Below are 20,999 nucleotides of genomic sequence, written 5' to 3' on the forward strand. Positions count from 1 at the left end.
CCGGGTCATTGCCTTGGTGCTGCAATCTGATCAAGCAACTGCTTGAGTACCTGGTCCACTTCCAATCCTTCTATGTCCAGCTCAGGCGCAATACGTACCCGGTGACGCAGTACCGCCAGGGCGCAGCCCTTGATGTCGTCTGGCGTGACAAATTCCCCGCCGCGCAACAGGGCCCGGGCACGAGCTCCACGTACCAGAGCGATCGAGGCCCGTGGGCCGGCGCCGATGGTCAGCCCTGGCCAACTGCGTGTGGCACGCGCTATCCGTACCGCATAATCGAGGACTTGTTCATCCAGGGGCATCTCACTGGCGATCTGTTGCAGCTGCACCACATCGTCTGCCTGCAGCACAGTGCGTAATGGTTGCACGTCCAGCATGTCGGCCCTGGATGACTGGGTCACTTCGCGCACCATATCCAGCTCTTGTCGAGCGTCGGGATAATCCATGCGCACCTTGAGCATGAAGCGATCCAGCTCGGCTTCCGGCAGCGGGTAAGTACCTTCCTGTTCGATGGGATTCTGGGTCGCCAGCACCATGAACGGTTGGCCGATGGGCAAGGCTTCCCCTTCAAGCGTGACTTGGCGCTCCTGCATGGCCTCAAGCAGCGCCGCTTGCGTCTTGGCCGGAGCGCGGTTGATTTCATCGGCCAGTAGCAGGTGCGTAAACAACGGCCCCTTGCGCAACTTGAACTGTTGGCTTTGCAGGTCGTACACGGCATGCCCGGTGACGTCGCTGGGCATCAGGTCGGGGGTGAACTGGATGCGTGCGAAATCGCCACCAAAGCAGCGGGCCAGGGCCCGTACCAGCAGGGTCTTGCCCAGGCCAGGCACCCCTTCGAGCAATACATGGCCTCCCGCGATCAGTGCCGTGAGCACGTCATCAATGACCGGATCCTGGCCGATCACGGCTTTGCGCAATTCAACGCGCAAAGCCTGGGCTTGCTGGCTGGCCTGCTGCAGGCTTGTGGTGTTCAGGACGGTGGACGGTGGGTATTCGCTCATAAGGCATTCCTGAGAGTTTGCAGGCTGGTCACCTGGCGGCTGAAATCGGCGCTGGAGAGCCGTTTCAACGGGAGTGGGCCGAGTGCCTGGCGGATGGCATCGGAGGGTTGTCGAGTCAGGTGTTCCAGTACCTGCCATTGTGCTGCCGTGTCCAGGTGTTCAAAGCCTGGATGGCGCTTGCGGGCGGTGCGCAGGATGTCGCGTTGGAGCGCTTGCAACAGTGCGGCCTGCCCACCGCGACGCAGCAGGAAATCGGCGCTGGCCTTCAAGTGTTCCTGCAACTGCCGGCGCGCTCGGGGGACGGGCGCCTGTATCGGGCCTTGGCGCATGCCGACGTGCCAGAGCGCCAGGCTTATCAGTGCGACGAGCGCTACCAATGCCTGTGGGAAATAACGCATCAACAGGGTCAGCAAGTTTTCCACGTCGCTGTTGAACAGCAAGGTGACGTCGGTGTTCTGGTTGAGGTACCACAGCAGCCAGGCGTTATCGTGCTTGCCGATATTCGGGGTTTTCCACAGGTCGCTGTCGGTGACCACCGTTACATGACCTTGCCCCAGGTCAAGTTGCATCAGGTGGCTGGACTTGGCGCTATTGGCTGAAAACTGGGCAAGGTGTCTCGGGTCGGTGAGGTTGAAGTCGGTATCGAAACTGAAGTAGGCCGGGGCGGTTTCGTTGTCGACGTAAAGCTTGGTCAGGTCCGGTGCTTTCTTTTTACGCGGTGATGCCGGCTCGTCGAACGTGTCACTCAGGGCCTGATGGATATTCAGGCGATCGAGCAGCAGGTCGCCGCTTTTGCCCGTTTCCTCATCCCATAACGCCTCGGCCACCACCAGCAGGTGGCCACCGGCTTTTGCCCAATCCAGCAGTTGTTCAACCTGGCGCGGGGTCATGTTGCTGCGCTCACCCAGCAGTAACAGGCTTTGGCCTTTAGCTGGGCGATCGGTTAGCCGTTCGATGCCATAGGCATGTTCCACTGCCAGGCCTTGGCTGCGTAGAAAGTACTCGGCTGCCAGGTAGGGATTGGCCAGCGCTTGCGCAGACGGACCGTGGTCCACCACTTCTTCATAAGGGATCGCCTTGTGCCAGGCGTATAAAGCGCCGGCTCCCAGCAGCCCAGCCAGCAGCAGCGCGACCCACAGTAACGGCCTGTTCATGGGCGCACTCCCGAACTGAAGAGTGCGCGCCAATCGTTGCAAAGCTGTTGTTGGGTAGCGGCGGGAGGAAGGCGGTGACCGTATGCAAGGTTTTGCCAGTGGCGCGTCAGCTCATCACTGAAGGCCAGCAATTGCGGTTGCCTCAAATGATGAATGTGTTCCAGTACCTGGCCTTCGGTATCGGCGCTTTTCAGCGGCAAATTGAATTCATGCAGTAATCGGCTGAGCAGGCCGCGATACAACAAGCCCAGTGCTTCCCGTGGTTGGCTGGCCCATAGCTGTTCGGCAGCGCCGGCGATGTCTTCCGGCAAGGTTTCAACTCCCAGTTCCAACCCGAACAACTGAGCGGGAACCGGTTTGAGCGTCTTGGATAAAGGCTGCCGGCCACGGCTGACGAATGTGCGCAGCCATTCACGGTAGCGCCACAGCAGCAGGGCGACTGTGCCGAGCACCAGGCTCCACAGCAGTATCTCCAAGCCTTGGGCAACGTGTTTGAAGGCATTGCTGTTGAGGTTATCCAAAAGTGCCTGCAACCAGGCTGGCAATTTACCATCGCCTTTTGTTTTGCTTTTGACGGCTGTTTTTTCTTCGCCAAAGCGATAACGGGTGACGGTTTCAGGGTTCTTGAAGGGAGGATTTTCCAGCACCGACTGAATGGATTGGCTGGCCGAGTGAGTGCTGAGCGGTTTGGAAACAACCGGTTCGTTCGCCATGGCGGGTGGAGTGAAAGGGGTCAGCATCAACCCGACCACTAGCAGTAACAGCGGTACGGTGCTACTCAGGCGCTGGCGCAGGTTGCGGAATATCAACTCCAGGTCCCAGGCTTCCAGGACGGTACGGCGATTGAGATACAGGCTGAAGCCGCAGGCAACGTAGATGGGCTCCCAGAACACCAGGATCAGGGCGTAGAAAGCATTGCCCAGATGGTCCAGCCACAGTTCGTTGGCGTCTGCTGCCAATGCCATTCGTTGCCAGTCCCAATCCAGTTCTATCTGTTTTGGAATGAACAGGTAGAACAGGGCCATGCAACCCAGCCATAGGCCGATTTCCAGGTGCATCCCTATGAGGGTCAGCCAGCGTGCGGCTCCAGCGTTATGTTGCAGCAATACCCCCAGGCGTTTCTGACGTGCCGGGCCGTCCAGGCCCTCAAGCTGGCTGACCGGCAGCACAAAGCTGCGGCTCAGGCTCAGTCGGCGCCAGGTCAGGCTGGCCAGCAGTTGGCCCTTGAGCAGGCGCGGCCAATGGCGTACGGCCTGCCTGATGCCTGGTATTTCATCAAACAGCGCCTTGGAAAGGATGTATAGCGGGAGGCGGTCGAAGGCTGGCTTGAGCCACCAGAACAGCAACAGGGAAAAAGACGGATACTCCCAGAGCAACACCGTGAGCAAGGTAAATATCGGCAAAGTGATCATCGCCCAACTGCTCATCAGCAGACGACGATGTTCTCTGGCCATCAATCCACCAAGGTCCATGGCTTCCCAGGAAGTGCGCGGGCGAATGGCCACGCTGGCGTCAGTCAGGCGCATGACGAGTCCGTCCAGCCAGGCTCAGATAAGCGAGCACCAAACACCAGAATGTGGCGCCCACGAGGTATTTGATCCAGGGGGCGATCGTGGCGATGGATGACCAGTACGCTTCGATGAACGCCGCGATCAGCAGGAATATCATCACGCCACAGAGCATCTGCACGCTTTTGCGCGCTGCCAGGCGCAGGGATTCGCTGCGCGTCAAATGCCCGGGGGCTATCAACGACCAGCCCAGTTGCAAGCCTGCCGCACCGGCCAGGGCGATGCCACTGAGTTCGAATGCGCCATGACCGATCACAAATGACCAGAACGTCTGGCCGTAACCGATTTCGGTCAGGTGTCCGGATATCGCCCCGATGATCAAACCGTTGAAAATTAGGAAGAACACGCTGCCCACGCCGAACAGCAAGCCGGCGGCAAACGTCTGGAAGGCAATGCCGATGTTGTGCATCACGTAGTAGCCGAACATCATCCAGTCTTCGCTGGAGGCCCGTTCGGCCGCACGGCCCAGGTGGCTGGCATCAGGGTCGTACATGCCTCGCATTTCAGCGACCTGTTGGGGGCTGACGATGCTGTAGATCAGGTCAGGGAACAGATAGACCAGCAGGGCTATAGCCACCAGGCTGCCGAAGAACAACAGGCCGGCGATCAGCACAAAACGCCACTGTTCGCGTACCAGGCGGGGGAAGTCGGCCAGGATGAAGGCCAGTACGTTCGCCGCCAATTGGCTGCGATGACGATAGAGTTGTTGGTGGCCACGCAGCGCAAGTTGCTGCAGCGGGTCCACCAGGTAACTGCTATAGCCGCGCTCCTGGGCCAGGGCCAGGTGTTGGCACAACCGCCGGTACTGATAGGGGAAGTCGGTGACATCAGCGGCCTTGGCTCTACCTTGTTCCAACTGCTCCAGTTGTTTGGCGAAGGCTTGCCATTGCTGCTGGTGGCGGCTTTCAAATTGGCTCTGCTTCATGTCGGCCCCAACAGGCCGCGGGCCACGCCATTGAGTTGTTCGGCGGCACGAGCCGGGGACACGTGCAGGGGCACGGCAAGGATTGCGGCCAGTTCATGCACGCGCTCGGCCGATAGTTCGCCCTGGCGTTCGGCGAAAGCGAGGATTGCACGTTGTTCGTTCAGGTCCAGTGCAAAGGGCAGGCGCAGGGGGGCGGCTTGAGGTATGCGGGGCCGAACCAGCGGCTGCTCGCGATAGACCACCAGCGTCCCGGCGGCCAGGTCGCCGAGCCGTTTGAAATGGGGATGTTGCAGGCAACTGATGGCGCCGAGGAAGTAGCCGAAAGGCAGCATGTCGACAAAGCGCAACAGGTTGCGGATCAGGGAGGACGACCAGCCGATGGGAGTACCGTCGTCCTGTACGACACGCAGGCCCATGACCTGCTTGCCTGGGGAGCTGCCTTGGTTGAGGACTTCAAACAGCACCATGTACCACCAACTGACCAGGAACAGGAGCAACGAGCCCAGGCCGATGCCGATGTTGCCGAGCAGCGCCAGTGGCACGAGCAGGAGGCCCATGAGCAGCCCACGCAAACCGAGGTCAAAAGCGAAGGCTAATACACGTACCAGCAAGCCGGCGGGGCGCAGGGGCAGGTCGATACCCTCCGGGGTCTCGATCTGGTAGCGGGTGTCCAGCGGGGCTGATGACATTGCGATCCTTGGCAGTGCTGAGCGGTTCAGAGACACGGATGCTAGCAGTGTCGACGCCGGAAGCAACCATTCAAGGCTTTGCTGGATGTTTGTACAGTGCATGTAGCGCTGGCCCCGGACGCCTCGCTGCGCCTAGACTTTGTCGATCTTCAGTACAGGAATAGCCCGTGACCTCCATTTTCTGGTACGACTATGAAACCACCGGCATCAACCCGCGCAGCGATCGTCCGCTCCAGGTGGCCGGCATTCGTACCGACCTCGAACTCAACGAGATCGGCCCGCCGCTCAATCTTTATTGTCAGCCCAGCGACGATATCCTGCCCCATCCGGCGGCATGCGCGATCACGGGTATTACTCCGGGCGTACTGGCGGAGAAGGGCTTGGCCGAAGCCGATTTCATGACGCGGGTGCATACCGAGCTGGCTGCGCCCGGTACGTGCGGTGCCGGCTATAACACCCTGCGGTTCGACGATGAAATGACGCGCTACAGCTTGTATCGAAATTTTTTCGACCCTTACGCGCGCGAGTGGCAGGGGGGCAACAGTCGCTGGGATCTGATTGATGTGGTTCGCACCGCCTACGCCCTGCGTCCCGAGGGAATTGTCTGGCCGGAGCAGGATGGGCGGGTCACCCTCAAGCTTGAGCGGCTGACCCAGGCCAATGGTATCGATCACGGGCAGGCCCACGATGCGTTGTCCGATGTGCGTGCGACCATCGCCTTGGCGCGGTTGGTGCGAGAAAAACAGCCCAAGCTGTACGAATGGCTGTTTCAATTGCGCAGTAAGCAGCGGGTGATGGACCAGGTGCGTCTGTTGCAACCGATGGTGCATATCTCCGGGCGCTTTTCCGCCGAGCGCCACTACGTGGGGGTGGTGCTGCCGCTGGCCTGGCACCCGCGCAATCGCAATGCACTGATCGTCTGTGACCTTGGGCTCGACCCCCAGGCCTTGCTGGACCTGGATGCCGATGTGTTGCGTCAGCGCCTCTATACGCGTCGTGATGACTTGAAGGAAGGTGAGCTACCGGTTCCGCTCAAGTTGTTGCATATCAACCGTTGCCCGGTCGTTGCCCCACTGAATGTATTGCGGGCGCAGGATCGTGAGCGGCTTCAGTTGGATATGGACACCTGTCAGGCGCGGGCGCTGCGACTAACTGACGCACAGGAAGTTTGGCGTGACAAGTTGGCCGCCATTTACAGCGAGGAGGATTTTGCACCGAGTGCCGACCCGGAGCAGCAGCTCTACGATGGTTTTATTGGCGACCGCGATCGCCGTTTATGTGAACAAGTCCGCGCGGCAGAGCCTGCACAACTAGCACGCCAGCAGTGGCCTTTCGATGATCATCGTTTGCCGGAATTATTATTTCGCTACCGTGCCCGTAACTTTCCTGAAACCCTGGACAAGGACGAGCAACAGCGTTGGAAACTTTTCTGTCAGCAGCGTTTGTCAAATCCGCAATGGGGGGCACCGAATACTCTGCTGGCATTTAAACAGGCGTGCGAGGAGTTGGCTGTTAGTGCTACACCGTTTCAGTGCCAGGTACTGGGCCAATGGCAGGAGTATGCCGATTCGCTGGCCGCGCGTTTGAACTCGTAGTCAGAAATTGCAGAATATTCAGACATAAAAAAACGCCAGCAAGCTGGCGTTTTTTATGTATCGCGTATCAGGCGAGAGCCCGACTCGGCTTAGCCCAGCAGGGTAGCCCAGCCTTCAACCACGTCGCCGCCCCACTTGGCTTTCCACTCTTTCAGCGTCTTGTGGTTGCCGCCTTTGGTTTCAATCACTTCGCCGTTGTGCGGGTTCTTGTATTGCTTGACCTTGCGCGCACGCTTGGTACCGGTGGTTTTCACGGCGCCACGCGGTGCTTTAACTTTCGACTCTGGATCCAGCAGCGCGATGATGTCGCGCAAGGACTTGGAGTATTCGCCCATCAGAGTGCGCAGTTTGCCTTCGAATTCCAGCTCGGTTTTCAGCTTGTCGTCTTGGGACAGGTTTTTCAAACGCGCTTGCAGCTCTTTGATAGCTTCTTCGGTGGCGCGGTATTCGTTGATCAGTGACATGGGGACTACCTTATGTAGAGCGCTGATTGACAGGGACAGTGAGCTAATAATAGTCAGGCAATTTCATCAAGTAAACATTTAAGCAGGCATTTATGTGAATTACTTTGAATGTTTGTGGTAAAGCTGCGCAGTCGAGTTAATTAGTCGGTCGCCGGCCTAAAGATAATCCCGTTTATTTTTTGATAATTCCTTGAGCTGGCCGTTGTACGGTCATATAGACGAGGTAAAACCTTACGCTATTAAGGGGTGTCCTCTCGGTCTGGATTCAGAATAAGGTGCAAGGAATACTGCAGTTTTTCTGCGCAATCGCTAGAATGGCGGCCTTTGCGAAGTTCTGGAGTTTCCCCCTAATGCGCACTTTTCGGCTGGTGATTGCTTGCCCGGACCGGGTTGGCATCGTTGCCAAAGTCAGTAACTTTCTTGCCTCCCATAATGGCTGGATCACCGAAGCGAGCCATCACTCGGACGATCTCAGCGGTTGGTTTTTCATGCGGCACGAAATCCGTGCCGACACGCTGCCCTTTGGTCTTGAGGCCTTCCGCGAGGCGTTTGCGCCGATCGCCGAAGAGTTCTCGATGACCTGGCACATCACCGACACCGAACAGAAAAAGCGTGTCGTGCTGATGGCCAGTCGTGAGTCCCACTGCCTCGCCGACCTGCTGCACCGCTGGCACAGCGATGAGCTCGATTGCGAGATCGCCTGTGTGATCTCCAACCATGACGACCTGCGCAGCATGGTCGAATGGCATGGCATCCCGTACTACCACGTACCGGTCAATCCGCAGGACAAGGAGCCCGCGTTCGCCGAGGTCTCGCGTCTGGTCAAGCAGCACGAGGCCGACGTGGTGGTGCTGGCGCGCTACATGCAGATCCTGCCGCCGGAACTGTGCCGCGAATACGCCGGCAAGGTGATCAACATTCACCACAGTTTCCTGCCGTCGTTCGTCGGGGCCAAGCCGTATCACCAGGCATCCCTGCGCGGCGTGAAGTTGATTGGCGCAACTTGCCACTACGTTACCGAAGAGCTGGACGCAGGTCCGATCATCGAGCAGGACGTGGTGCGTGTCAGCCACAGTGACAGTATTGAAGACATGGTGCGTTTCGGCCGTGACGTCGAGAAGATGGTGCTGGCGCGTGGCCTGCGTTATCACCTGGAAGATCGCGTACTGGTACACGGCAACAAGACCGTCGTGTTCTGATCCAGCGTTGTGATTGAAGTCAGAAGGGCTTGGGCGTTAAATCGACCCAGGCCCTTTTTACATCTGCGCAGGACTGAGTGATGAGCGACCCGCTGGATAAAGCCACGTCAAAAGCCCCGGCAACATTGGGGGAGGGGTGTTTGAGCCGGTATGACCCGGACGCGCTGGACGCAGAAGACGGCACCGAGTTTCCTGGCGCCGCCGAGTTGTGGGAGCAGGAGCGGCGTAAAGACGAGCCCCCGGCAAAATAGCGGCCCGCCGCTGTATCAGCGACGGGCCTGGGCGTCAGATCCGGAAACTGCCCACCAGTTGTTTCAAGCGCGATGCCTGTTGCTCCAGGTCGGTACAGGCGCGCAGGGTTGATTGCAGGTTTTCCACACCTTCCTGGTTGAGGGTGTTGATTTCGGTGATGTCCATGTTGATCGACTCCACCACGGAGGTCTGCTCTTCGGTGGCGGTAGCGACTGACTGGTTCATACCGTCTATCTCGCCAATGCGCTGGGTCACGCTGCTCAACCGTTCGCCGGCCAGGTTGGCGATCTCCACGCTGTCCTGGCTGTGGCGCTGGCTTTCACTCATGGTGCTGACGGAATCCCGAGCGCCGACCTGAAGCTCCTCAATCATTTTCTGCACTTGTTGCGCCGATTCCTGGGTGCGATGAGCCAGGTTGCGCACTTCGTCGGCCACGACCGCAAACCCTCGGCCGGCCTCCCCGGCCCGCGCCGCTTCGATGGCGGCGTTGAGCGCCAACAGGTTGGTCTGCTGGGAGATGCTGGTGATCACCTCGAGGATCTGGCCGATATTGACCGTCTTGCTGTTAAGCGCTTCGATATTGTTGCCGGAAGCGCTGATCATCTCGGACAGTTGGTTCATCGCCTTGATGTTGCTTTCCACCACTTGCTGACCGTCTTCGGCCAAACTCCGCGCGTCACTGGCTTGCTGCGAAGCCTGTGCCGCGTTGCGCGCGATTTCCTGGGCGGCGGCGCCCAGTTGGTTGATGGCGGCGGCGACGCTGTTGGTGCGATTAGCCTGTTCGTCCGAGTTGACCATCGACGAGTTGGAGGCGCTGACCACCCGCAAGGCCACTTCGTTGACCTGTTCGGTGGCCGAGGACACTTCGCGAATCGAAGTATGGATACGCTCCACGAACCGGTTGAACGCCTCGCCCAGGGTGCCGAATTCGTCATGATTCTGGATGGTCAGGCGTCGGGTCAGGTCGCCCTCGCCATCCGCGATGTCCTGCATGGCCCGGGTCATCACATTCAACGGTTGCAGCAAGACGCGGATCAGCATGCCCAGAAGGGCGATGATGATCACCACGGCGATGATCGTGGCGATCACCGCCGACGTGCGGAACTGGCTGAGCATCGCGAAGGATTTGTCTTTATCTACCGAAACGCCCAGGTACCAGTTCACCGATGGCAAACCCTTGATCGGTGTAAAGGTCACGATATTGGTTTTGCCGTTGGCCTCGACTTCGCTGAAGTCGGCGCTGATCTTGGGGGTGTTCTTCGGGTACACCTCTGCCAGAGTCTTCATGACCAGGTTTTTGTCCGGGTGCACCAGCACTTTACCGTCGGCACTGACCAGGAACGCGTAGCCCATGCCGCCGAAGTTCAGCGCGCTGATGTTATCCACCAGGGTTTGCAGGCTCAGGTCGCCGCCCACCACACCAATACTCTGGCCGCCCTTGGCGCTGGGGGTGGCGATGGAAATGATCAACTGCCCGGTGGCCGCATCGATATAGGGTTCGGTCAGGGTCGAACCGTTGCTGCTCTGGGCGCCTTTGTACCAGGGACGGACGCGCGGATCGAAACCGTCCGGCATCTTGGCATCGGGGCGGATGGTAAAGGCCCCTTTACTGTCGCCGACGTAGGTCGCCATAAAGGAAGAGGTCAGCGCTTTCTGTTCCAGTAAGTTGGCGACGGCGGACGGTTCGGGATTGATGGCGATGTTTTGTGCGGCGTTTTCCACCAGCACGATACGCCCGGCAAGCCAGGTTTGAATGTTGCTGGCGGTGACACCGCCCATTTCATGCAGGTAGTTATTCAGGTCGTCGCGTATCGCGTTGCGTTGCAGATAGTCGTTATAGAGGGTAAACAACGCGAAGGCGGCGATGACGATAAGGGCGGCTGCAAGCAGGATTTTGTGGCTGAAGCGCAGGTTTTTATTCATGGCTTGTAGGGTCCGCTAAGGTCTTAAATATCCAAAGCGCGTCCTTTTGGGAGGCGCAAAATGGCAGCGTCAAAAAAGGTGTGGTACTTCTGGTGATAGCTCTGTGGGTTTTTGTAGGAACCCTCCGACCTATTTTTAGACTTTGTGGGTCTCACATTGGCCTGTATCGGCTTGGCTGCACTAAAGATTAACCATAGGTGACGAAATGCCTGACTCCACGCAACTTCTTATCGGTGCCGGCCCTGACGGCCAGCCCATTGCTCAGGCCATGCGCCTGGCCAACCGCCATGGCCTGATTGCCGGTGCCACAGGTACGGGCAAGACCGTCACCCTGCAACGCCTCGCGGAAGCCTTCAGCGATGCGGGCGTGGCGGTATTCGCCGCCGACATCAAGGGGGATCTCTGCGGCCTGGGTGCCGCAGCCTTCCCCCAGGGTAAAGTCGCCGAGCGCATTGCAGGCATGCCCTTTCTCAATTACACCGCGCAGGCTTACCCGGTCACGCTGTGGGATATCCACGGACAATCCGGCCATCCATTGCGTACGACGATCAGCGAAATGGGGCCGTTGTTGCTCGGCAGCCTGCTGGAACTCACTGACAGCCAACAGTCGGCGCTCTATGCCACTTTCAAGGTAGCGGATCGTGAGGGCTTGCTGCTGTTGGATCTCAAGGACCTCAAGGCACTGCTCAACCACCTGCGCTATCACCCGGAACTGCTGGGCGACGATGCGGCGTTGATGACCACCGGCTCCAGCCAGGCGCTGTTGCGGCGCCTGGCGGTGCTGGAGCAGCAGGGTGCCGAAGCCTTGTTTGGCGAGCCGGCCCTGCAGCTCGAAGATATTTTGCAGCCCGACGGCGACGGGCGTGGGCGGATCCACCTGCTGGACGCCAGCCGCCTGGTACATGAGGCGCCGAAGGTCTACGCGACCTTCCTGTTGTGGCTTCTGGCTGAGTTGTTCGAGCAGCTGCCTGAGCGTGGCGATGCCGACAAGCCGCTCTTGGCGTTGTTTTTCGACGAAGCGCATTTGTTGTTCGCGGACACGCCCAAGGCCCTGCAGGACCGTTTGGAGCAAGTGGTGCGCTTGATTCGCTCCAAAGGGGTGGGCGTGTACTTTGTCACGCAGTCCCCGGGTGACCTGCCTGACACAGTGCTCGCGCAACTGGGGCTGCGCATACAACACGGTTTGCGAGCCTTTACCACCAAGGAACAGAAATCCCTGCGGGCGGTAGCCGAGGGTTTTCGCCCCAACCCGGCGTTCGATACCTTGGCGGTGCTGACCGAACTGGGCACCGGCGAGGCGCTGGTGGGCACCTTGCAGGAAAAAGGCACGCCGGAAGTTGTCCAGCGGGTACTGGTCGCACCGCCACAATCGCGGATCGGGCCGCTCACTGAGACCGAACGGGCTGCGTTGATCGCCCGTTCATCTTTGCTCGGGCGCTACGACAAACCGATAGATCGTGAGTCGGCCTATGAAGTGCTGATGGCTCGCAAGGACCTGGGGCCCGAGGAACCAAGCAAGCCGGCGGCCGAAGAGCCGAGCTTTACCGACAAGGCCGGCGCATTTCTGGGCACGACGGCAGGCAAGGCGCTGAAATCAGCGATGCAGCAGGCCGCCAATCAGATGGGTCGTCAGTTGGTGCGTGGGTTGTTGGGGTCGCTGTTGGGCGGCGGCAAGCGCAAATAGCGGGTCAGGGTTTGCGCCTGGCGTGGGCGGCCAGCCGCTCCAGCGCCGCGCGCAGGCCCGGATCACTGATCTCATCGGCCGTAGCCTGAATGGTTTCGGCCGCATTTTCCGAGAGGTCCACCGTATGCCCCTCTGCGCGTGGCTGCACGGCTGGGGGCTGCACTTTGAACTGGATGCGCGTCAGGCCGGCAAACTCGTCAAAGGCCATCAGTTGTCGTTGCAGGCGTTTTTGTTGATAGCGCAACCGGGTCGCCCAATGGCCATCGGTGACAATCAGCAGCAAATGGCCTTCCCGCCACGACGCTACATGACAATGTTCACGCGCGGCCGGTTGCAACTGGCTTTCGAGCAGGCGTTGCAGCAGGCCCAGGCGTTGCGCATGGCCAAAGATGGCTTTCAACGGCTTGGCTTCGCGAAGCAACGCGCCGGGCGCGCGGGCTGGTTGATGGCGTAACGCCATATCTAGACACCTGAAGTAACAGAGTGGTCATCTTAACAGAAAGCGCCCGTAAGCCCCCTGGCCATGCGTCCGCGTAGTTTTCCCGTAAAATCAATCGGTAACTTCTGCCTTCCATGGGTTGAAGTTCCAGTAAAAGCCCTTATTTTAAAAAGGGCCTCTCACAGTGCCATGCCTGCCTCGTGCAATAACGCCACTTTCCTCACCCACGATTCCGGGTAGAATGCGCGTTCGCATGCGGCCGTGAGGGCTGCTCGGGCCACTCACGGTGCGCCCTCCATCCCTATGTGTGGAAGAACCTGCCGATATGTTTGCGCCTTTGTTAAAGAAACTTTTTGGAAGCAAGAATGAGCGCGAAGTCAAACGCATGCTCAAGACGGTGCAGCTGGTCAATGCCCTCGAAGAGCAGATGGTTGCCCTTTCGGACGACCAATTGCGCGCCAAGACCCAAGAGTTCAAGGCCCGCATAGCCAAAGGTGAAACCCTCGACAAACTGCTTCCCGAAGCCTTTGCGGTCGCCCGTGAAGCCGGTAAGCGTGTCATGGGCATGCGCCACTTCGACGTTCAGTTGATCGGCGGCATGACCTTGCATGAAGGCATGATTGCCGAAATGCGTACCGGTGAAGGCAAGACCCTGGTGGCAACCCTGGGCGTTTACCTCAACGCACTGTCCGGCAAGGGCGTGCACGTGGTGACGGTGAACGACTACCTGGCTCGCCGGGACGCCAACTGGATGCGCCCGCTCTATGAATTCCTCGGCCTGACCGTCGGCGTGGTAACGCCGTTCCAGCCGCCGGAAGAGAAGCGCGCCGCCTACGCTGCCGACATCACCTACGGTACCAACAACGAATTCGGTTTCGACTATCTGCGCGACAACATGGCGTTCAGCATGGAAGAAAAATTCCAGCGTGAACTCAACTTTGCCGTGATCGACGAAGTCGACTCCATCCTGATCGACGAAGCCCGTACTCCGCTGATCATCTCCGGCCAGGCCGAAGACAGCTCGCGCCTGTACACCGAAATCAACAAACTGATTCCGCGTCTGACCCAGCACATCGAAGAAGTGGAAGGCGTCGTGACCAAAGAAGGTCACTTCACGATCGACGAGAAGACCCGTCAGGTCGAACTCAACGAAGCCGGTCACCAGTTCGTCGAAGACATGCTGACCCAGATCGGCCTGCTGGCTGAGGGCGAAAGCCTGTACTCGGCACACAACCTGGGCCTGTTGACCCACGTTTACGCCGGTCTGCGTGCCCACAAGCTGTTCCATCGCAACATTGAATACATCGTGCAGGACGGCCAGGTCGTGCTGGTCGACGAACACACCGGGCGTACCATGCCGGGTCGCCGTCTGTCCGAAGGCCTGCACCAGGCCATCGAAGCCAAGGAAAACCTCAACATCCAGGCTGAAAGCCAGACGTTGGCATCGACGACCTTCCAGAACTACTTCCGTCTGTACAACAAGCTGTCCGGCATGACCGGTACGGCCGACACCGAAGCGTTCGAGTTCCACCAGATCTACAACCTGGCCGTGATGGTGATTCCACCGAACAAGCCGCTGGCGCGTAAGGATTTCAACGACCTGGTATTCCTGACTGCCGAAGAGAAATACGCGGCAATCATCAACGATATCAAGGACGGCATGGCCAAGGGTCGCCCGATCCTGGTGGGTACCGCTACCATCGAGACTTCCGAGCACGTGTCCAACCTGCTCAACAAGGAAGGTATCGAGCACAAGGTCCTCAACGCCAAGTTCCACGAAAAAGAAGCCGAGATCATCGCCCAGGCCGGTCGCCCAGGCGCGCTGACCATTGCCACCAACATGGCCGGTCGTGGTACCGACATCCTGTTGGGCGGTAACTGGGAAGTGGAAGTCGCGGCACTGGAAAACCCGAGCCCCGAGCAGATCGCCCAGATCAAGGCCGACTGGCAGAAACGCCACCAGGCCGTGCTGGAGTCCGGTGGCTTGCAGGTGATTGCGTCCGAGCGTCATGAATCGCGTCGTATCGACAACCAGCTGCGTGGCCGTGCCGGTCGCCAGGGTGACGCCGGTTCCAGCCGTTTCTACCTGTCCCTGGAAGACAGCCTGATGCGTATCTTCGCCTCGGACCGGGTGAAGAACTTCATGAAAGCCCTGGGGATGCAGTCCGGCGAGGCGATCGAGCACCGCATGGTGACCAACGCCATCGAGAAGGCGCAGCGCAAGGTCGAAGGCCGCAACTTCGACATTCGTAAGCAACTGCTTGAGTTCGACGACGTCAACAACGAACAGCGTAAAGTGATCTATCACATGCGTAACACGTTGCTGGCCGCCGACAACATTGGCGAGACCATCGCCGATTTCCGTCAGGACGTGCTCAACGCCACCGTCAGCGCCCATATCCCGCCACAGTCCCTGCCTGAGCAGTGGGATGTCGCCGGCCTGGAAGCGGCCTTGAAGAGCGACTTCGGTGTTGACCTGCCGGTTCAGCAGTGGCTGGACGAAGACGATCACCTGTACGAAGAGACGCTGCGCGAGAAGCTGATGACCGAGCTGCTGGCCGCGTACAACGAAAAAGAAGAGCAGGCGAGTGCCGAAGCACTGCGCACCTTCGAAAAACAAATCGTACTGCGCGTGCTGGACGACCTGTGGAAAGACCACCTGTCGACCATGGATCACCTGCGTCACGGCATCCACTTGCGTGGCTACGCCCAGAAGAACCCGAAGCAGGAGTACAAGCGCGAGTCGTTCACGCTGTTCTCCGAACTGCTGGACTCGATCAAGCGCGATTCGATTCGCGTGCTGTCCCATGTTCAGGTGCGTCGCGAAGATCCGGCCGAGGAAGAAGCTCGCCTGCGTCAGGAAGCCGAAGCGCTGGCCGCCCGCATGCAGTTCCAGCATGACGAGGCACCGGGCCTGGAAGCGCCTGAAGTCTTGGGCGAAGAGGTGGATGTGGCGCTGGCTCAAACGCCGGTTCGCAACGATCAGAAGCTGGGCCGCAACGAACTGTGCTACTGCGGTTCGGGCAAGAAATTCAAACACTGCCACGGCCAGATCGAATAAGATTTTCGCCCGACGCTGCAATACTCCGCGCCGCGACCGGCTTTTGCCGTCGCGGCGTTTTGCCATTAATTTCACCGTCGCTTACGACGGCACAGACACCCCCTATTTTTGAGGAGCGCATTCATGGCTGTTGGTCTTGGTCCTTTGCCCACATTGCACCCGGTTGCCGGTTTCGAACTCGGTATCGCTTCGGCCGGCATCAAGCGTCCGGGGCGCAAGGATGTGGTGGTGATGCGCTGTGCCGAAGGCTCGACCGTGGCGGGCGTGTTCACCCTCAACGCGTTCTGCGCGGCTCCGGTGATCCTGGCCAAGCAGCGCGTTGCCGGTTCGATTCGTTACCTGCTGACCAACACCGGCAATGCCAACGCCGGTACCGGCGAGCCAGGCCTGATTGCCGCTGCGCGCACGTGCGCCAAGCTGGCCCAATTGGCGGGCGTAGACGCCAGCCAAGTGCTGCCGTACTCCACCGGCGTGATCGGTGAGCCACTGCCGGTGGAGAAAATCGAAGGCGCCTTGCAAGCCGCCCTGGACGACCTGTCTGTGGATAACTGGGCTGCCGCCGCCACTGGCATCATGACCACTGACACTCTGCCCAAGGGCGCGAGCCGTCAGTTCGTGCACGAAGGCGTGACCGTCACGGTGACCGGTATCAGCAAGGGCGCCGGCATGATCCGTCCGAACATGGCGACCATGCTCGGCTACATCGCCACCGATGCCAAGGTTTCCCGCGAGGTGCTGCACAAGCTGATGCTGGACGGCGCCAACAAGTCGTTCAACCGCATCACCATCGACGGTGACACCTCCACCAACGATTGCTGCATGTTGATCGCGACCGGCAAGGCCAACCTGCCGGAAATCACCACCACCGAAGGCCCTCTGTTCGACGCGCTGAAAAAGGCGGTGTTTGAAGTGTGCATGGACGTGGCCCAGGCCATCGTGCGCGACGGCGAGGGTGCTACCAAGTTCGTCACCGTTGAAGTCAACGGCGGCGGCAACCACCAGGAATGCCTGGATGTGGGCTATACCGTGGCTCACTCGCCGCTGATCAAGACTGCACTGTTCGCCTCTGACCCGAACTGGGGTCGCATCCTGGCGGCCGTTGGCCGTGCCGGCGTGCCGGACCTGGACGTGAGCAAGATCGACGTGTTCCTGGGCGACGTGTGCATTGCCAGCCGTGGTGCCCGTGCTGAAACCTATACCGAAGCCCAGGGCTCGGCGGTGATGCAGCAGGAAGAAATCACCATCCGTATCGAGCTGGGTCGCGGCGAGTGCAGCGAAACCATCTGGACCACCGACCTGTCCCACGAGTACGTGAAGATCAACGCGGAATACCGTACCTGATAGCCAAGAGGATAAACGCGGTGAAACGAGTGCATGTAGCAGCAGCGGTGATCCGCGGTGCCGACGGCAGGATTCTGCTGGCGCGCCGTGCCGATACCCAGCATCAGGGCGGCCTCTGGGAGTTTCCTGGGGGCAAGGTGGAGGCCGATGAGTCGGTGGCAACCGCCTTGTCGCGCGAGCTGCACGAAGAGCTGGGCATCCGGGTCACCACGGCCCGGCCGCTGATCAAGGTGCAACACGACTACCCGGACAAGCAGGTGTTACTGGATGTCTGGGAGGTCTCGGCGTTTACCGGCGAGCCTCATGGTGCCGAAGGGCAACCGCTGGAATGGGTAGCGCCTCGGGACTTGATCAACTATGAGTTCCCGGCGGCCAATGCACCGATCGTTGCCGCTGCGCGCTTGCCTGCCGAGTACCTGATCACCCCGGGTGAGCTGGAAACTCCCACGCTGCTGCGCGGCCTTCAGAAAGCCATTGCCGGTGGTATCAAGCTGGTTCAACTGCGTGCGCCCAACGGTTACGACCCCAAGTATCGTGACCTGGCGGTGGATGCGGTTGGCCTGTGTGCCGGCAAGGCCCAGTTGATGCTCAAGGGGCCGTTCGAGTGGCTGGGGGACTTTCCTTCGGCCGGTTGGCACATGACTTCGGCGCAACTGCGTAAATACGCGAGTAAGGGGCGACCGTTGCCGAAGGACCGCTGGCTGGCGGCCTCGTGCCACAACGCCGAAGAACTGGCTCTGGCGCAAATGATGGATGTGGATTTCGTCACGCTGTCGCCGGTGCAGCCGACCCTGACCCATCCAGATGCACAGCCGTTGGGCTGGGAGCAGGCGGCGCAGTTGATCAGTGGGTTCAGCAAGCCGGTGTTTCTGTTGGGTGGGCTTGGGCCCGCCGAGCGAGAGCAGGCCTGGGAAGCCGGGGCTCAGGGTGTGGCAGGGATCCGGGCGTTCTGGCCGGAAGTCTGATCAGCCATTGATGGCCTCATCGGGAGCAAGCTCCCTCCCACAAGGGCAACTTGTTCAACTGTGGGAGGGGGCTTGCTCCCGATAGGGCCCGATCAGTCACTACACAACCCTCAGTGTGGTTTAGCCGCCGCCTGCCACAAAACCTCCGAAATACCCTGGCGCCTGGCAATCACTCGCGCCGCCACAAACAACAGATCCGATAACCGATTGATATACGCAAGCCCCACGCCTTCCAGCGGCTCAAGCGCATTCAACTGCTGACAGCGCCGTTCTGCACTGCGCGCCAGGCTGCGACATACATGAGCTTGCGCGATCAGCGCCGAACCACCCGGCAGGATGAAGTTCTCCAGCGGCCCGACTTCTTCATTCCAGCGGTCAATCGCCGCTTCCAGCCGATCCACTTCCGCTGCATTCAAGGCTTTGTACACCGGCATTGCCAGTTCACCGCCCAGGTCGAACAACCGATGCTGACAAGGCGTCAGCACCTCGATCACATCCTTGAGTTCAGGGTGCTTGCCGCTCTGTTCCTCAAGATTGGCCAGCAGCAGGCCCAATTGACTGTTCAAAGTGTCGACCTCGCCAATAGCCTCCACCCGCGGATGGTCCTTGGGTACGCGCCGGCCATCGCCGAGGCCGGTTTCGCCTTGGTCGCCGGTACGGGTGTAGATCTTCGACAGGCGAAAGCCCATGGTCATTGCTCCAGTTGGGTGAGTTCGTAGGGTGGCAATTGGCTGCCCGCCAAGGGCAGGCGCAGCGTGAAGCAGGTACCTTGGCCGAGGGTCGACTGTACTTCCATCTGGCCCTTGTGGTTGTTGGTGATGATGAAGTACGAGACCGACAGCCCGAGCCCGGTGCCCTGGCCGATTTCCTTGGTGGTGAAGAACGGTTCGAAGGTGCGCTTGCGCACGCTTTCGCTCATGCCGATGCCATTGTCTTCCACCTGGATTTCGGCCCACGGCGGGTTGAGGCGGGTGCGCAAGATAATGCGCCCCGGCTCGCTGTCGTCTTCACGCAGGTGAATGGCCTGGGCGGCGTTTTTCAGCAAGTTGAGCAACACCTGTTCCAGCTCGTTGGCGGTGCCCGGTACCGGGCCTAGCAGTGGATCGAATTGGCGGATGATCGCCTGGCCCTTGAAGTCGAAGCCGATGGTCAGGTCAAAGTCGTTACCGGCAATTTCCACTGCCTGGTCGATCAGCGCCGGCAGATCGCAGGGCGCCATCTGCCGATTGCTACGGCGGCTGAAACTGAGCATGTGGGTGACGATCTTCGCAGCCCGAGCGCCGGCTTGTTGGATGCCGTCGAGCAACTGCGGCACTTCGCGGCTTTGCAGGTAGCGGTTGACGGTGTCCAGCTCGATGCCCGCCTGTTCGGCGTGTTCCAGGTTCTTGGGCAGGTCGGGAGACAGGCGGCGGCGAATGTTCTGGACGTTGTGCAGGATGGCTCCCAGCGGGTTGTTGATCTCATGGGCCATGCCTGCGGCAAGCCCGCCGACGGAGAGCATTTTTTCCGACTGCACCATCATTTCCTCCAGCGACAGGCGCTGGGTGATGTCGTCGATCCGGATTACCACGCCGCGCCCGGCACCGCCCATCAACGGGTAAAACGTCAGGGCGTAATGCTTGGGCTCGTCATCCTTGACCCAGGTGACGCGCTCGATGCGTTCCACGCTGTGCTGCTCGACCGCGGCCTTGAGTTGCCTCAGGTAGGGTTTGAGCGGCTGGAAGGCGAGAAAGATCGGTTGATTCAGCGCCTCATCCAGGCGTGTCCCGGAAAGGGCGCTGGCTTCCTGGTTCCACTGGGTGACGTAGAGTTGTTCGTCCAAGGCGATCAGCGCCGACGGCATCGAGTCGATGATGCTGTTCAGGTAGTTCTGGAAACCGGTGAGTTTTTTCTCGATCTTGCTGCGAACCTGTACTTCCAGCTCGAGTTTGCGGTTGGTATGACGGGTTTCCTCGGCCAGGCCCTGGGCTTGGTCGTAAGCGGCTTGGGAGTCATCACGGGCGCGTTTGAGCTGCTGCTCGCGGGCTTCGATGCGCGACAGCATCGTGTTGAAGGCTTCCGCCAGGCTGCCGATCTCGTCATGGTTGCCGCGCCCGGCGCGCAAGGAATAGTTCTCTTCGCGAGTCACCTGACGCGACAGCTCTTCCAGTTCGTGGATGGGGCGAGTGATCAGGCGCTTGATCTGTCGGGCAATGACCAGCCACAGCAGCACGCTGAAAATCAGGATGCCCAGGCTAGCCGTCAGCGTGCCGGTATAAAAGGCCATCGGCAGTTCGCTGCTGGCCACCAGCAGCAGATGCCCGGGAGGCTGGCCGGGACGGGGCAGGGTGATGACCTGGTTGCTGCGAAACTCAGTGAGGCGCCAAGCCTCGATATGCCGGTAATTATCCGGCAGGTGCAGGCGATTGGCGTGCTGCATCTGCGCCAGGCGAGTGCCTTCGCCGTCATACAACGCAGCTGCGCGCAGCGGTGAATAGCTGGTCAGTTCATTGAGCAGGGCTTCGGCCTTGGTGGACGATTCGAGGGCTTCAGCGGCCAGTGACGGGTTGGACACCAACCGCCCGATGGCCTGCAGCGCCTGGGGCGCCATGCTTTCCTGGGAGATCCAGTAAGCCGCGCTGATGAACGTCAGGTTGGCCACCAACAATACGGTGGTCAACAACACCAGCAAGGCGGCCAGCAGTTTCTGCCCTACCGGTAGATTTTCAAGACGCTGGCGCAGTGGCATCAGGGTTTTCC

17 protein-coding genes and 1 pseudogene are annotated in these 20,999 nt (G+C 59.8%); 7 read left to right on the plus strand and 11 right to left on the minus strand.

Annotated features, from left to right (window positions below; translation table 11 throughout):
- Positions 1-5 precede the first annotated feature (5 nt).
- Genes MJP36_RS08045 through MJP36_RS08065 form a run of 5 tightly spaced genes read right to left on the minus strand, consistent with a single transcriptional unit; the run spans position 6 to position 5,337 of the window.
- Positions 6-1,001, minus strand: coding sequence for an AAA family ATPase (locus MJP36_RS08045; protein ID WP_244385158.1), 996 nt, complete (start codon positions 999-1,001; stop codon positions 6-8).
- Positions 998-2,155 (minus strand): DUF4350 domain-containing protein, encoded by a 1,158-nt coding sequence (locus MJP36_RS08050; RefSeq protein WP_244385159.1) that lies wholly within the window; start codon positions 2,153-2,155, stop codon positions 998-1,000. Before MJP36_RS08050 ends, MJP36_RS08045 begins: the two co-directional genes overlap by 4 nt.
- Positions 2,152-3,681 carry a DUF4129 domain-containing protein gene (locus MJP36_RS08055; RefSeq protein WP_244385160.1) on the minus strand — a complete coding sequence of 510 codons (1,530 nt, stop codon included), beginning with the start codon at positions 3,679-3,681 and terminating at the stop codon, positions 2,152-2,154. Before MJP36_RS08055 ends, MJP36_RS08050 begins: the two co-directional genes overlap by 4 nt.
- Positions 3,668-4,648 (minus strand): stage II sporulation protein M, encoded by a 981-nt coding sequence (locus tag MJP36_RS08060; protein WP_244385161.1) that lies wholly within the window; start codon positions 4,646-4,648, stop codon positions 3,668-3,670. The genes MJP36_RS08055 and MJP36_RS08060 overlap by 14 nt, the downstream gene beginning before the upstream one ends.
- The gene (locus MJP36_RS08065; RefSeq protein WP_060754210.1) at positions 4,645-5,337 is read right to left on the minus strand and encodes an RDD family protein; all 693 of its coding nucleotides are present in this window, start codon (positions 5,335-5,337) and stop codon (positions 4,645-4,647) included. The genes MJP36_RS08060 and MJP36_RS08065 overlap by 4 nt, the downstream gene beginning before the upstream one ends.
- Positions 5,338-5,504: 167 nt before the next feature.
- Between MJP36_RS08065 and sbcB the strand changes: the two genes are divergently transcribed.
- Positions 5,505-6,932, plus strand: a complete 1,428-nt coding sequence (gene sbcB / locus MJP36_RS08070) for an exodeoxyribonuclease I (RefSeq protein WP_244385162.1) — start codon at positions 5,505-5,507, stop codon at positions 6,930-6,932.
- 89 nt (positions 6,933-7,021) lie between these two features.
- On the opposite strand, the gene mvaT is transcribed toward sbcB, so the two are convergent.
- Positions 7,022-7,396, minus strand: a complete 375-nt coding sequence (gene mvaT, locus MJP36_RS08075) for a histone-like nucleoid-structuring protein MvaT (RefSeq protein WP_003175830.1) — start codon at positions 7,394-7,396, stop codon at positions 7,022-7,024.
- Positions 7,397-7,746: 350 nt separating this feature from the next.
- Here mvaT and purU point away from each other — a divergent pair, with 350 nt between their 5' ends.
- Positions 7,747-8,595: a formyltetrahydrofolate deformylase gene (gene purU / locus MJP36_RS08080; RefSeq protein WP_005790961.1), complete on the plus strand. Its 849-nt coding sequence runs from the start codon at positions 7,747-7,749 to the stop codon at positions 8,593-8,595.
- A gap of 80 nt (positions 8,596-8,675) precedes the next feature.
- Positions 8,676-8,846 carry a hypothetical protein gene (locus MJP36_RS08085; protein WP_178126881.1) on the plus strand — a complete coding sequence of 57 codons (171 nt, stop codon included), beginning with the start codon at positions 8,676-8,678 and terminating at the stop codon, positions 8,844-8,846.
- A 34-nt stretch (positions 8,847-8,880) separates the two neighbouring features.
- Here the strand turns inward: MJP36_RS08085 and MJP36_RS28065 are convergent, their stop codons facing one another.
- On the minus strand, positions 8,881-9,645 hold the full coding sequence (locus MJP36_RS28065; protein WP_372241681.1) for a methyl-accepting chemotaxis protein: 765 nt from the start codon (positions 9,643-9,645) through the stop codon (positions 8,881-8,883).
- A gap of 141 nt (positions 9,646-9,786) precedes the next feature.
- Positions 9,787-10,770: pseudogene (locus MJP36_RS28070) on the minus strand (HAMP domain-containing protein); the annotation flags it as partial.
- Positions 10,771-10,975: 205 nt separating this feature from the next.
- On the opposite strand from MJP36_RS28070, the gene MJP36_RS08095 reads away from it, so the two are divergent.
- Positions 10,976-12,454 carry a helicase HerA-like domain-containing protein gene (locus MJP36_RS08095; RefSeq protein ID WP_060754207.1) on the plus strand — a complete coding sequence of 493 codons (1,479 nt, stop codon included), beginning with the start codon at positions 10,976-10,978 and terminating at the stop codon, positions 12,452-12,454.
- Between the two features lie 4 nt (positions 12,455-12,458).
- Here the strand turns inward: MJP36_RS08095 and MJP36_RS08100 are convergent, their stop codons facing one another.
- On the minus strand, positions 12,459-12,914 hold the full coding sequence (locus tag MJP36_RS08100) for a DUF721 domain-containing protein (protein ID WP_244385163.1): 456 nt from the start codon (positions 12,912-12,914) through the stop codon (positions 12,459-12,461).
- 304 nt (positions 12,915-13,218) lie between these two features.
- Between MJP36_RS08100 and secA the strand changes: the two genes are divergently transcribed.
- The 3 genes from secA (at position 13,219) to MJP36_RS08115 (ending at position 18,260) form a co-directional block, all read left to right on the plus strand.
- Entirely contained in the window at positions 13,219-15,954 is a 2,736-nt protein-coding gene (secA, locus tag MJP36_RS08105) for a preprotein translocase subunit SecA (protein WP_198760573.1), read from the plus strand.
- A gap of 123 nt (positions 15,955-16,077) precedes the next feature.
- The gene (argJ, locus tag MJP36_RS08110) at positions 16,078-17,295 is read left to right on the plus strand and encodes a bifunctional glutamate N-acetyltransferase/amino-acid acetyltransferase ArgJ (protein ID WP_244385164.1); all 1,218 of its coding nucleotides are present in this window, start codon (positions 16,078-16,080) and stop codon (positions 17,293-17,295) included.
- A 20-nt stretch (positions 17,296-17,315) separates the two neighbouring features.
- Positions 17,316-18,260 carry a Nudix family hydrolase gene (locus MJP36_RS08115; RefSeq protein WP_060754203.1) on the plus strand — a complete coding sequence of 315 codons (945 nt, stop codon included), beginning with the start codon at positions 17,316-17,318 and terminating at the stop codon, positions 18,258-18,260.
- Between the two features lie 110 nt (positions 18,261-18,370).
- Here the strand turns inward: MJP36_RS08115 and MJP36_RS08120 are convergent, their stop codons facing one another.
- Complete coding sequence (locus MJP36_RS08120; protein ID WP_244385165.1) at positions 18,371-18,949, minus strand: cob(I)yrinic acid a,c-diamide adenosyltransferase; 579 nt, start codon at positions 18,947-18,949, stop codon at positions 18,371-18,373.
- A gap of 2 nt (positions 18,950-18,951) precedes the next feature.
- Positions 18,952-20,988, minus strand: a complete 2,037-nt coding sequence (locus tag MJP36_RS08125) for a sensor histidine kinase (protein ID WP_244385166.1) — start codon at positions 20,986-20,988, stop codon at positions 18,952-18,954.
- Positions 20,989-20,999: the final 11 nt, after the last annotated feature.

This window comes from Pseudomonas palleroniana (assembly GCF_022836895.1).
GTDB classification, from domain to species: Bacteria; Pseudomonadota; Gammaproteobacteria; order Pseudomonadales; family Pseudomonadaceae; genus Aquipseudomonas; species Aquipseudomonas palleroniana.